This is a genomic window from Deferribacter autotrophicus, assembly GCF_008362905.1.
Classification (GTDB): Bacteria; Chrysiogenota; Deferribacteres; order Deferribacterales; family Deferribacteraceae; genus Deferribacter; species Deferribacter autotrophicus.
Genome location: NZ_VFJB01000001.1, coordinates 207,746 through 220,679, shown reverse-complemented (window position 1 = coordinate 220,679; position 12,934 = coordinate 207,746). Strand labels below are relative to the sequence as shown.

The window sequence follows — 12,934 nt, the reverse complement described above, 5'->3', positions numbered from 1 at the left end:
AAAAAATAAATATTCAATATTTAGTTGGAGGGATTATGGCTGTTAGAGTGAGATTCGCACCAAGTCCTACTGGTCATATACATGTAGGTAATGTGAGAACGGCATTGTTCAATTATTTATTTGCAAGAAATCAAAAAGGAAGTTTTATTTTAAGAATAGAGGATACTGACCTTGAAAGGTCGACTTTAGAGAGTGAAAAACTAATCTATGAAGACTTACAATGGTTAGGGCTTGATTGGGATGAAGGACCAATCAAAGGTGGTGATTATGGTCCTTATAAACAGACTGAGCGCTTTGATATATATAAAAAATATGTACAAAAGTTACTTGATGAAGGTAAAGCGTACAAATGTTTTTGTTCTAAAGAAGAACTTGAAGAGATGAAGGAAAAAGCGCTTAAAGAAGGGAAACCACCGAGATATAATGGTAAATGTCGCAATTTAACCCCTCAAGAAATTGAAGCTCTTGAAAAGGAGGGTAAGAAGGCATCTATTCGTTTCAAAGTAGAGGATGAGGAAGTTACTATATACGATATTATCAAAGGCGAAATTACTTTTAAAACCGATGCATTTGGTGATTTTATTATTGTAAGACCTGATGGAACGCCAGTATATAATTTTGTTGTGGTGATAGATGATGCGTTGATGAAGATTACTCATGTTATTAGAGGTGATGACCATTTAAGCAATACTCCTAAACAGGTTTTAATTTATAGAGCTTTAGGTTTTGAAGTTCCTAAATTTGCACATATTCCAATGATATTGGGGCCTGATCACTCCAAGCTCAGTAAAAGACATGGTGATACTAGTGTAAATCAGTTTAGGGAAAAGGGGTATTTGCCAGAGGCGTTGTTTAATTATTTGGCACTTTTATCCTGGTCTCATCCTGAAGAAAAAGAAGTTTTATCAAAGGAAGAGCTGATAGAGGCCTTTTCACTTGATAGGGTGTCAAAAAGTGCTGCGGTTTTTGATTTTGAAAAATTGAAATGGATGAATGGCATATATATCAGAAATAAGAGTAAAGAAGAGCTTGCAAAATTGTGTGTACCATATCTTGTTTCAAGTGGCTTGGTGAATGAGGCTTATGTTGAGGAAAATTTTGATTTGTTAGCAGATATGATTGAATCCGTTAAGGATAATCTTGAGTTGTTGTCTGACATTTCGCAATATATAGAAGTTTATTTTAAACTCAATACTGTGTTTGATGAAAAGGCTAAAGAGTTACTTGCACTGGAAACATCAATCCCTGTTTTGAAAACCTTTTTATCTGAAATTGAAAAGGTTGATAAATTGGATGAACAGATTTATAAATCTATTGTGAAAAATGTGCAAAAATCTACTGGTGCTAAAGGTAAAAGCCTTTTTATGGTTATAAGAATCGGTGTCTCTGGGTTAACAAAAGGGCCTGAGCTTGATAAACTGGTAATCAATCTTGGTAAGGATGAAGTTATAAAGAGGGTTAAAGAAGTTTTAGAATTAATTGAAAAACAATGATTTATAAAAAGTTTGAGATTTAGGAGTTTTGATGTTTACTGTTGGGATTATAGGAAGACCAAATGTGGGGAAATCCACGCTGTTTAACAGGATAGCCGGCAGGCGTATTGCCATTGTGGATGATATGCCCGGTGTTACCAGAGATAGGATCGAGTATATTGCCGAATGGCAGGGGAAGAAGTTTAAAATTCTGGATACATGCGGTTATGATTTGAGGGAAGATCTTTTAAAAAAAGAGATGTTAAAGCAGTTTTACGCTTCCCTTGATGAGTCTGATTTCTTCATTTTTTTGGTGGATGGAAAAGAGGGAGTACACCCTCTTGATGAAATTGTTTGCAATATTTTGAGAGAGAAAGAGAAGCCGTTTATTTTGGCGGTTAATAAGATTGATAATGAAAAGAGCGAAGCTAATGTTTTGGAGTTTTATGCTTTAGGTGTTGATGAGATTATACCTATAAGCGCCACTCATGGTAAAAATATAGATGAATTGTTGGATAAGATTGCTGAAAATGTTGTGGAAGACGATGAAATTGATGCGGAAAGTAGGATAAAAATTGTGGTGGTGGGAAGGCCGAATGTTGGTAAATCAAGTTTGATAAATAAATGGTTAAAAGAAGAAAGATTAATTGTTACTCCTATTCCAGGTACTACGCGAGATAGTGTAGATACTTTTTTTGAGTATAATGATGAGAAATATATTCTTATTGATACAGCCGGACTTCGCAAAAAGTCTGTAATGTTTAAAGATAGGATAGAGAAATATGGATATTACAGAAGTTACGATGCCATAGAAAGAGCCGATATTGCTGTAGGGCTTATTGATGCTACACAGGGTGTTACCGAAAGGGATGTAAAAGTTATTGCAGATGCTTATGAGGCTGGCAGGCCAGTGGTGATTGCGGTAAACAAATGGGATGCTGTGGAAAAGGATGAAAAACTCGGTAATAAATTTAGAAGAGAAATTGCAGAGAAGTTTAAGTTTTTAAATAATCCGCCTGTTTTGTTTATTTCTGCTGTAACCGGTAAAAACATTTATAAGATTTTTGATGCGGTTAATGAACTATATAAAGAATATACAAAACGGATTCAAACTTCAAAATTGAATAAATTACTTGAAGAAGTGCAAATGAAACATCAACCACCTGTTGTTAGAAACAGAAGGGTTAAATTTTATTATATGACACAGGTAGGGGTGAAACCGCCTGAGTTTGTTGTTTTCGTTAATTATCCTGATGCCGTTCACTTTTCTTATAGAAGATTTATAGTTAATCAGCTTCGTGAAAGTTTTGGATTTAGAGGTGTTCCGCTAATTGTTAATTATAGAAAGCGAGGAGAGAAGAAAGAGTTTTAGTTTGTTAATCGTCTATTATCAGCCTTGCTCCTTTTTTCAATGTGAGGTAGGACCAGGCCCACTGAAGCATTACAAATATTCTATTTTTGAATCCGGTTAAGTACATAATGTGTACCAAAATCCAGGTAATCCAGGCTATGAAACCTGATAATTTTAAATTTTTAATTTCAGCAATAGCTTTACTTCTACCTATTGTGGCCATCTGACCTTTGTCAAAATATTTAAATTGTGTTCTTTTTTTGCCTTTAAGTTCGGCTAAAATTAATTTTGCTACGAATTTCCCTTGTTGCATGGCAACCGGGGCAATACCAGGCAATATTTTTCCATTTTGCTCAAAATGGGCAAGATCACCTACCACAAAAACATCCGGATAATTTTCAATGGAGAGATCTTTATTTACGATGATTCGCCCCATTTTATCCTTATTGCCAGGCAATTTTTCAGACAATGGATTGGCTTTAATTCCTGCAGCCCAGATTATTGTAGCAGATTCTAATCTCTCATTGCCTATTGTAACGCCTTTTTCATCGATATCCGTGACCATACTTTTTGTCCATACCTGGACACCTAAAGACTCAAGATTTCTTACTGCTTTATTAATCAGTTTATCATCAAAGGTTGCAAGGATTTTATCGGCTGCTTCAATAAGAATAATTCTTGAAAGGCGTGGATCAATATTTCTGAAGTCTTTTGCTAGGGTAAATCTTGTCATTTCACCAATAGCACCAGCAAGTTCTACCCCTGTGGGACCGCCACCGATTACTACAAATGTTAAATATTTTCTTTTTTCATTATCATCTTTTGTTTTTTCTGCCATTTCAAAAGCATTTAAAATTTTATTCCTAAGTTGCTGTGCATGGTTAAGATTTTTTAAGGTTGGAGCATATTTAGCCCATTTATCTTTTCCGAAATAATTTTCTACAGCACCACATGCGATGATGAGATAGTCGTAACTGTGTTTATTTGAATCTGTGATTACAGTCTTGGTATTGAAATCAAAATCGATTACAGTTTCTTTATATACAGTGACATTTTTTTTATTTCGAAAGATGCTGCGAATAGGATAGGCTATATCCGACTCATTGAGTCCTGCAGTGGCAACCTGATATAGAAGCGGTTGAAATAAATGATGGTTTTTTTTATCAATGATGGTAATATTTAGCTTTTTATTTTTGCACAGAATCTTAGCTGCATTAAGCCCTCCAAAACCCGCACCTATTATTACAATCTTTTTCAATCTGAATACTCCTTAAAAATTTGAAGATAATATTTCTATAAATTAAAATAATTATAATTTCAAGCAGAATAGTAGAAGAATTGGTTTGGAAATAGAAAAGGGCGCTTAATAAGCGCCCTTTGATGTAGCTGTTTGTTTAATTGGATAATTTATAAGCAGATTTTATCCTTGTTATTTTCTTTCCATTCTGCGTCAACCACTGCAATTGCAGCCATGTTAACGATTTCATTTACATCACTACCTCTTTGTAAAACGTGAACAGATTTGCAGAATCCCTGAAGAATTGGTCCAATTGCAATGCCATTACCAAGTCTGTAAAGCAATTTGTATGCAATGTTACCAGCTTCCAGGTTAGGGAAGATAAGTATATTTGCGTCCCCTTTTATTTCTGAGAATGGGAATGCTTCTTCTGCAATAGGTGGATAAGTAGCAGTATCAGCTTGCATATCTCCATCAATAATGAGTTCAGGATATTTTTCTTTTACAATTTTTATCGCTTCTGCTACCTTTATTGTTCTAGGAATTCTTACACTACCAAAGTTTGAAAAACTGAGCATAGCTATTTTAGGCTCGATTCCAAATTTTTCTAAAGTTTCAGCTGATTGAATTGCTATTTGGGCAAGTTGTTCAGCATCAGGATCAATATTTACAGTTGTGTCAGCACAGAGCACTAATCTATTTTTAAATACCATGAAGTATGAGCCTGAAGGAACAGTGTAACCTTTTTGAAGAGATAATGTCTCAAGAAGTGGTTTTATAGAGTCGCCATAGCTCCTTGAATAGCCTGTAAGTAAGCAGTCAGCTTCACCGTTTAAAACCATTAATGCTGCATAATAGTTATAAACTTTTGATAGTTTTCTTTTTGCTTCTACCAATGTCATCCCTTTTCTTTGTCTCATTTCAAAGAGTTGCTTAGCATATTCATCCAGTTTTTCAGATTTAGCAGGCTCAATAATTTCACAACCATTTAAATTGATATTGTATTTTTCTGCAATGGAAAGAATATTTGATTTGTCTCCGAGTAGAATAGGTGTCCCAAATCCTTCTTCAACAATTTTTTGAGCAGCACGAAGCACTTTTTCAAAATCACCTTCTGGCATAACAATTCTTTTTGGAGTTTGTTTAGCAATATGAATAATTTCTCTAGTAAATTCTTTTGCAAAGGAAAGTCTTGATTCAAGATAGTCTTTATATTTTTCAAAATCTTCAATTGGTTTTCTTGCAACACCAGAATCCATAGCAGCTTTAGCTACAGCAGGAGCAACCCAAGTTAATACTCTTGGATCAAAAGGTTTTGGAATAATATAATCTTTACCAAACTCGATTCTTTCAACTCCATATGCTTTACATACATTTTCAGGTACATCCTCTTTTGCTAAAGCAGCAAGGGCTTTTACAGCAGCAAGTTTCATTTCTTCATTGATGGCTTTTGCTCTTACATCAAGGGCCCCGCGGAAAATAAATGGAAAACCAAGAACATTATTTACCTGGTTTGGATAGTCTGATCTACCAGTTGCCATAATTGCATCGCCTCTAACTTCAGCCACTTCTTCAGGGGTGATTTCAGGATCAGGATTAGCCATTGCCATAATGATAGGGTTTCTAGACATCATTTTTACCATTTTTTTAGTAACAGCACCTTTTACAGAAAGACCCATAAAAACGTCAGCACCATCCATTGCCTCTTCAAGTGTTCTTTTATCCGTTTCTATGGCAAATTCTTCTTTGTATTTATTCATTCCTTCTTTACGACCTTTATAAATAACACCTTTTGTATCACACATGATTATGTTTTCTTTTTTAGCACCAAGAGAAAGGAGTAACTTCCCAATGGCAATTCCTGCAGCCCCAGCACCATTAATTACAATTTTTATTTCATCTATTTTTTTATCAACAAGTTCAAGAGCGTTTAAAAGGGCAGCTGCTGCAATAATAGCAGTTCCATGTTGGTCGTCATGAAAGACAGGTATTGATAATCTCTTTTTTAATTCTTCTTCAATGTAGAAGCAGTCAGGTGCTTTTATATCTTCAAGGTTTATACCACCGAAGGTTGGCTCTAAAAGTTCACATACTTTTATTACATCATCAGGATTCTGTGAATTTACTTCTATATCGAAAACATCGACATCAGCAAATCTTTTAAATAAAACCCCTTTTCCTTCCATAACAGGTTTGCCAGCAAGGGCACCAATATTTCCAAGTCCCAAAACAGCTGTACCGTTTGATACTACGGCAACAAGATTACCTTTAGCAGTATATTCAAAAGCTAAGTTAGGATCTTTTTCAATCTCTTTACATGGTATTGCCACTCCTGGAGTGTAGGCAAGAGATAGTTCTCTTTGAGTATAACATGGTTTTGTTGGTACTACTTCGATTTTACCTGGTCTCGCTCCTGCGTGATATTCAAGAGCTTCCTCTCTGGTTATTTTTCCTTTCTTTTCCATAAAAGACCTCCGATATGTTGTTATTGACCATAAGTAATGTTTCATGTAAACTATAAATCAACTGAATTGATATGTAAACAAAAAAATGAAATTTTTCGTGAGGAGGAATTCAATATTATGAAAATTTATATTGAACCAAGAGATGTTATAGAAAAAATCGATATAACTTATTTGAAGGGTGATATTACTAATGAAATAATAAAAAAATATATAGCATATTGTGAAAGGTATAATTTTTATGGATTATGTTTGCCTATAAGCAAACTATATGAAAATAAAGAATTATTTAGTCAGAGAAGTTTTAAAACCATAACTGTAATAGGTTTCCCGTTTGGGTATGATTTTATGGATAATAAATCAATTGAAATAAGCTATGGAAAAAATATAGGGATTGATGAATATGATGTGGTTATGAACATCTCAAAATTTCTTGAAAATGACTATAAAACGGTTTTGCAGGAGTTAACAGGTATTAGAAAGTTAATTAAAAATAAAATAATGAAAGTTATTATAGAAACATGTTATTTATCAGAAAAACAAATAATTGATGCAGTGAAACTTTTAATTGATGCGAATGTTGATTATGTTAAAACCAGTACTGGGTTTGGAAGTTCTGGGGCAAGGCTATCTGATGTTGCATTGATTAAAGATAAGTTTGGTGATAAAATTAAAATAAAAGCATCTGGCGGAATTAAAACATATGAACAAGCTGTCTTGTTTTTAAAAGCAGGAGCTGACAGGTTAGGAATGAGTAATGTGGAGGATATCATAGTTCAATATGAAAGAAATTGATTTTTACAGACATTATTTGATTAATGAGGAATCATTATCTAAAAACAGTGTTGAGGCCTATGTTAGAGACTTAAAAGGGTATGTTGAATTTGTTAAAAGAAATAAAATCAAGTATGATAGTGTAGAGTCTATTCTTTCATATATAAAAGAGCTTTTAAGTAAAAAATATGCAGTAGAAACTGTTTTAAGAAAATTATCAAGTTTATCATCTTTTTTTGATTTTTTGATCAAGGAAAAAAAGATTGATAAGAATCCTATTGTTTTATTGGATAAACCTAAAAAGTGGTTTAAATTGCCTGAATTTTTAACAGAAGATGAAGTCAAAAGGATTTTTGACACGGTTGATACAAGTACCGCAGTTGGTTTAAGGGATAAAGTGATTCTGAAGTTGTTATATTCTTCTGGAGTTAGAGTTTCGGAACTTATAAATATAAAAGTATCAGATTGTGATTTTAAGAGGGGTGTAATTAAGGTAAAAGGGAAAGGGAATAAAGAGCGTTTTGTACCTATTCATAAAAATCTTATTGAAATATTAGAAAATTATTTGCATATAAGACATAATTACTTAGTTAAAGGAAGGGATGAAGGTTATCTTTTTTTGAATAAAAATGGGAAAAAATTGAGCAGAGTTTATTGCTGGAATATTGTGAAAAAGTATGCAGAAAAAGCTGATATTAAAAAGAATATTTCTCCCCATAGTTTTCGTCATTCATTTGCTACCCATTTATTAGCAAATGGTGCAGATTTGAGAATAATTCAACTATTACTTGGACATGCATCCATTTCTACAACTGAAATTTACACACAAGTTGCAGATGATAAAATGCGTGAAAGTCTTCTAAATTATCATCCAAGGTTTAAGAGGTAACTTTGAAGATAGTCTTGACGCATGTAAATCCTGACTTCGATGCAATTGCTAGTGCTTATGCTGCTCTCAAAGTGCATGCATGTGACTTTATAGTTTATACTACAGGTTTTGATGAAAATATTAAAAAGTTTATAAGGAATTATGATATTAATATTCCTCTAAAACATGTGAATGAGATAGTTGATGAAGATATAGAATTAATAATTATAACGGATTGCAAAATTAAAGAACGTTTGGGAGAGGCTGCTTTACTGCTTGATAGAGCAAAGAGAGTTATTATTTATGATCATCATCCTATTAGTGGTAAAGATATTGAGGCAGATGAAGAGTTTATTTTTAATTTTGGTTCAACTTCTACCATCATCACTGAAAGAATAAAAGTGAAAAACTTGGAAATGGATAGTGAACTTGCCACATTTCTTCTTTTAGGGATTTATGAAGATACAGGATTATTAACATTTAGTAATACAACTCCAAGGGATTTATATGCGGCTGCATATTTGATTGAAAATGGTGGAGAGTTATCAGCGGTGCCAATTTATATAAATAGAGAATTAAACAAGGCTCAAGTTTTTATTTTAAATCAGTTGTTGCAAAACCTAACTGTTTTAAAAATTGCAAATTTTTCTGTTGGTGTTTCTTATGCTAGTCATGATGAATATGTAAGTGAGGTTTCTATCCTTGCACATAAAATTATGTACATTGAGGGGCTTGATGCTCTTTTTATACTTGTTAGAGTGGAAGATAGAGTCCTTTTTATTGGCAGAAGCAATGCTGATGAGATTGATGTAAGTAAGATTGCAGAGGGATTTAAAGGTGGTGGGCATCCTTATGCTGCAAGTGCCATAATTAAAGACATGACGTTGCATGAATCGCTTGAAAAGCTGAAATATCTGATAAAAGAAAACATTAAGCCTGTTAAGATTGCAAAAGAATTTATGACTTTTCCGGTTAAGTATATTGAGCATGATAAAAAGTTTAAAGAAGCTTTAGAACTTTTTATGAAATATAATCTTAACACTATGCCTGTGGTAAAAAATGGAAAGACAGTGGGGCTAATTTCAAGAAAAGATATTTTACAAGGGATTAAACATGGTTTATCAAATGAACCTGTAAATTCTATTATGCAGACAGAATTTTATACTGTGAATCCTGAAACTCCCTTTCATTTGGTAGAAGATATTATTCTTGAAAAAAGACAAAAACTTGTGCCTGTGGAAGAAGATGGAAAGCTTGTGGGGGTCATTACTAGAACTGATTTTATTAGGGCAATGTCTGAGTTGAGTAAGACACCCAAATATATAATGGGTCGAATTTCTCAGATGGATAGTAGAAGGTTTAAAAATGTAAAAAATTTGATGAAAGATAGATTGCCTGAAAAGATTTTCAATATTTTACAGGAAATTGGTGAGATGGCACAAGAGTTGGGTATGAATGCTTATGTTGTGGGGGGATTTGTAAGAGATCTTATAATGAAGATAGAAAATTACGATATAGATATTGTGGTGGAGGGTGATGCTGTTATTTTGGCTAAAAAGTACGCGAAAATAAAAGGAGCAAAGGTATCGGCTCATTATAAATTCAAAACTGCTGTGGTTATAATGAAAGATGATTTCAGAATTGATTTTGCTACTGCTAGAATAGAGTATTACGATTTTCCTGCTGCAGCTCCAGTTGTGGAAGATTCATCCATTAAAACTGATCTATATCGAAGAGATTTCACAATAAATACTATGGCAATAAAACTTAACAAAGATGAATTTGGTCAGTTGATTGATTATTTTGGAGCGCAGTCTGATATAAGGGATAAAAAAATCAGGGTGTTGCACAACTTGAGTTTTGTGGATGACCCATCGAGAATTTTTAGGGCAATCAGGTTTGCAGTTCGTTTTAATTTTGAAATTGGTCCCCATACTGAAAGATTGTTGAAACATGCAGTGAATTTAAAGCTTATTGATAGAATTGTTGGACAACGGTTGTTTTTAGAAATGAAATATATTTTAAGTGAAAAAGATTATATAAAAGCCTTAAAAATGCTGCAGGATTATGAAGTATTGAAATTTTTTCATGAAAATATATATTTATCAAAGGACAGATTGGAAGATTTTGAGTATCTAGAAAAACTACTAAATTGGTTTAATATTCAATTTAAAAAAGAGCTTGAAGTTTGGAAGACGAGATTTTCTCTACTTTTCCATCCTCTAAAAGTGGCTGGTTTGCAAAAATTAATGACGAGATTCGAATTTACAAAAAGCTATAAAAAGCATTTTTTAACGCAAATTTTAAAAGCAAGAAATGCTGCCATCAAGTTTAAAAAACAGAAGGTGATACAACCTTCTTTTGTATATAATCAGTTTAAAGAGGTTGAAGATGAATTCGTTTTTTATACTGCAGCTATTATTGGGGAAAAATATGAGGAGTATATAAAAGATTATTTTCTTAGGATTAAACATGTTAGTCTTGAAATTAATGGTGATACTCTGATATCTTTAGGGTATAAACCATCTAAAAAATTCAAGGTTGTGCTTGAAAAGTTGTTGGATATGAAACTTGATGGTATTATAAAAACTATGGAGGACGAAAAAATGATGGCAAAAAAGATTTTTGAGGAGCTTTCTTGTGAAAGAGATTGTTGAGATTAAAAAGGTAGTCACAATTCAAGAACCGATTATTCCTATTATTTTAGGTGCAAATGATGATAACTTAAGGACAATAAAAGATCGAATGGATGTAAAAATAGTAGTAAGAGGTTCAGAGTTTATTATAAAAGGTGACTATGATAATGTGGAAAAAACAGTTAAGCTTTTGGACCACTTAAAACATGTGGCTCTTGTTAGGGATGTCAGTGCTGAAGATGTTTCTGATGCAATAAATATGATTAAGGATGATAAAGATGAAAAAATATCATCAATACTTACTGATCATATAAAAGTGGCAGGATTTGTAAAACGAGTTACACCTAAAACAAAGAAGCAACATGAATATATAAATGCTATAAGAGATTTTGATGTGGTTTTTGGTATTGGTCCTGCAGGGACGGGTAAAACATATCTTGCTATGGCTATGGCCATAAATCTTTATTTAAATAAGATGGTTAATAGAATAATTTTGACACGTCCTGCAGTGGAAGCGGGTGAAAGGTTAGGATTTTTGCCAGGGGATATAGCAGATAAAATAACCCCTTATTTGAGGCCATTATATGATGCTCTTTACAGTATGTTAAGTATTGATAAAGCTGCAAAGTTAATAGAAAAAGGTGTAATCGAGCTTGCACCCCTTGCTTTTATGCGTGGAAGGACTTTGGATGATTCGTTTATTATCCTTGATGAAGCACAGAATACTACGGTTGAGCAGATGAAAATGTTTTTGACAAGGCTTGGTTTTAATTCAAAGGCAGTTATAACAGGTGATATTACACAGATAGATTTACCAAAAGATAAACAGTCTGGTCTTGTGATGGTTAAAAATATATTGAAGAATGTGGAAGGGATAAAATTTATCAATTTTACGGAAAAAGATGTGGTAAGACACCCTCTTGTTCAGAGGATAATTAAAGCTTATGAAAAATATGAGTCAGAAAGTGAGAAATGAGATAAACTTACTAATTGATGACCGTGTTGATTCCGGTTTTTCTGAGGATTTTTTTGAAAAAATCACACGTAAGGTTCTCGAAATGGTTGGATATTCATTAGATTTTGCTGAAATTTCAATTGTTTTGTGTGATAATGATGAAATAAGGGAAATAAATAAACAGTTTAGAGGAATGGATAATCCCACTGATGTTTTATCTTTTCCGATGAATGAGGATGAAATTTCTGATGGAATGTTGGGTGATATTGTGATAAGTATTGATAAAGCTAAAGAATTTAGCAGTGAACACGGTTTTCCATTAGATAGGGAAGTTTCATTTTTATATATACATGGATTGCTCCACTTGTTAGGTTTTGACCATGAGAGGAGCAAGCAAAGTGAAGAAGAAATGTTTGATTTACAGGAAGGTATATTAAAGAGTTTAATAAATGAAAAAATATGCAGTTAGTATATGAAATCTGATAGTTGGTGGAAATCCTTAGGTTTTGCTATTGAAGGGATAATTTACGCAGTAAGGCATGAACGAAATTTAAAAATTCATACTATTTTGGCGATTCTAATTCTGTTTTTTGCTCTATTTTTTAAATTAAAATTTTTAGAATATATTATACTTGCCATTACCATTACTTTGGTTATTGCTGCTGAGCTTTTTAATACTGCGATAGAGTATATTGTTGATTATATATGCAAAGAAGAGAGTGAAGAGGCAAAGCATATAAAAGATGTAGCGGCCGGTGCCGTATTGACTACTGCATTTGGAGCTATTTTTGTCGGATATTTTGTACTATTTGATAGGATTAAAGAATATGCAGGTTTTGCTTTAAAAAGATTGCCTGGTTTACCGTCCCACTTAGCTGTCATCTCTTTATTTATCACGATATTATTAGTGGTAGTGTTAAAGGCAATTTTTGGTAGAGGTGAACCGTTACATGGTGGGATGCCATCTGGGCATGCTGCAACAGCGTTTTCAATTCTTGTTTCCATAACATATTTAACTAAGGATGTTATGGTGATTATAATGGTTTTTTTACTTGCTATTCTTGTTTGTCAATCAAGGGTTCAACTGAAGATACATAACACCACAGAAGTAATTTTTGGTGCAATATTAGGTACTTCGGTGACCTTTTTAATGTATAAATTTTTTTTATAGGGGGTTAA

At 33.0% G+C, this 12,934-nt stretch carries 10 protein-coding genes; 8 read left to right on the top strand and 2 right to left on the bottom strand.

Going from position 1 to position 12,934, the window contains the following annotated elements; genetic code table 11:
• The first annotated feature begins 35 nt into the window (after window positions 1-35).
• Together gltX and der are read left to right on the top strand one after the other, a co-directional pair.
• Complete coding sequence (gene gltX, locus FHQ18_RS01000) at window positions 36-1,493, top strand: glutamate--tRNA ligase (RefSeq protein ID WP_149265303.1); 1,458 nt, start codon at window positions 36-38, stop codon at window positions 1,491-1,493.
• Between the two features lie 31 nt (window positions 1,494-1,524).
• Window positions 1,525-2,844, top strand: a complete 1,320-nt coding sequence (der, locus tag FHQ18_RS00995) for a ribosome biogenesis GTPase Der (RefSeq protein ID WP_149265302.1) — start codon at window positions 1,525-1,527, stop codon at window positions 2,842-2,844.
• 4 nt (window positions 2,845-2,848) lie between these two features.
• On the opposite strand, the gene FHQ18_RS00990 is transcribed toward der, so the two are convergent.
• Together FHQ18_RS00990 and FHQ18_RS12815 are read right to left on the bottom strand one after the other, a co-directional pair.
• Window positions 2,849-4,081, bottom strand: a complete 1,233-nt coding sequence (locus tag FHQ18_RS00990; protein WP_149265301.1) for an NAD(P)/FAD-dependent oxidoreductase — start codon at window positions 4,079-4,081, stop codon at window positions 2,849-2,851.
• Window positions 4,082-4,230: 149 nt separating this feature from the next.
• Window positions 4,231-6,525, bottom strand: a complete 2,295-nt coding sequence (locus FHQ18_RS12815; protein ID WP_149265300.1) for an NADP-dependent malic enzyme — start codon at window positions 6,523-6,525, stop codon at window positions 4,231-4,233.
• Between the two features lie 117 nt (window positions 6,526-6,642).
• Here FHQ18_RS12815 and deoC point away from each other — a divergent pair, with 117 nt between their 5' ends.
• Genes deoC through FHQ18_RS00955 form a run of 6 tightly spaced genes read left to right on the top strand, consistent with a single transcriptional unit; the run spans window position 6,643 to window position 12,926 of the window.
• Entirely contained in the window at window positions 6,643-7,317 is a 675-nt protein-coding gene (gene deoC / locus FHQ18_RS00980; protein ID WP_188020308.1) for a deoxyribose-phosphate aldolase, read from the top strand.
• Window positions 7,304-8,185, top strand: a complete 882-nt coding sequence (xerD, locus tag FHQ18_RS00975; protein ID WP_149265298.1) for a site-specific tyrosine recombinase XerD — start codon at window positions 7,304-7,306, stop codon at window positions 8,183-8,185. The genes deoC and xerD overlap by 14 nt, the downstream gene beginning before the upstream one ends.
• A 2-nt stretch (window positions 8,186-8,187) precedes the next feature.
• On the top strand, window positions 8,188-10,821 hold the full coding sequence (locus FHQ18_RS00970) for a CBS domain-containing protein (RefSeq protein ID WP_149265297.1): 2,634 nt from the start codon (window positions 8,188-8,190) through the stop codon (window positions 10,819-10,821).
• The gene (locus FHQ18_RS00965) at window positions 10,805-11,776 is read left to right on the top strand and encodes a PhoH family protein (RefSeq protein ID WP_149265296.1); all 972 of its coding nucleotides are present in this window, start codon (window positions 10,805-10,807) and stop codon (window positions 11,774-11,776) included. Before FHQ18_RS00970 ends, FHQ18_RS00965 begins: the two co-directional genes overlap by 17 nt.
• Window positions 11,766-12,224, top strand: a complete 459-nt coding sequence (gene ybeY / locus FHQ18_RS00960) for an rRNA maturation RNase YbeY (RefSeq protein WP_223144560.1) — start codon at window positions 11,766-11,768, stop codon at window positions 12,222-12,224. The genes FHQ18_RS00965 and ybeY overlap by 11 nt, the downstream gene beginning before the upstream one ends.
• Window positions 12,225-12,227: 3 nt before the next feature.
• Window positions 12,228-12,926 carry a diacylglycerol kinase gene (locus tag FHQ18_RS00955; RefSeq protein WP_149265295.1) on the top strand — a complete coding sequence of 233 codons (699 nt, stop codon included), beginning with the start codon at window positions 12,228-12,230 and terminating at the stop codon, window positions 12,924-12,926.
• The last annotated feature ends 8 nt before the right edge of the window (window positions 12,927-12,934 follow it).

Bases quoted from the DNA above. Each gene is read 5' to 3' on its own strand.
- gltX (WP_149265303.1), top strand. From the start codon at position 36: ATGGCTGTTAGAGTGAGATTCGCACCAAGTCCTACTGGTCATATACAT.
- der (WP_149265302.1), top strand. From the start codon at position 1,525: ATGTTTACTGTTGGGATTATAGGAAGACCAAATGTGGGGAAATCCACG.
- FHQ18_RS12815 (WP_149265300.1), bottom strand. From the start codon at position 6,525: ATGGAAAAGAAAGGAAAAATAACCAGAGAGGAAGCTCTTGAATATCAC.
- deoC (WP_188020308.1), top strand. From the start codon at position 6,643: ATGAAAATTTATATTGAACCAAGAGATGTTATAGAAAAAATCGATATA.
- xerD (WP_149265298.1), top strand. From the start codon at position 7,304: ATGAAAGAAATTGATTTTTACAGACATTATTTGATTAATGAGGAATCA.
- FHQ18_RS00955 (WP_149265295.1), top strand. From the start codon at position 12,228: ATGAAATCTGATAGTTGGTGGAAATCCTTAGGTTTTGCTATTGAAGGG.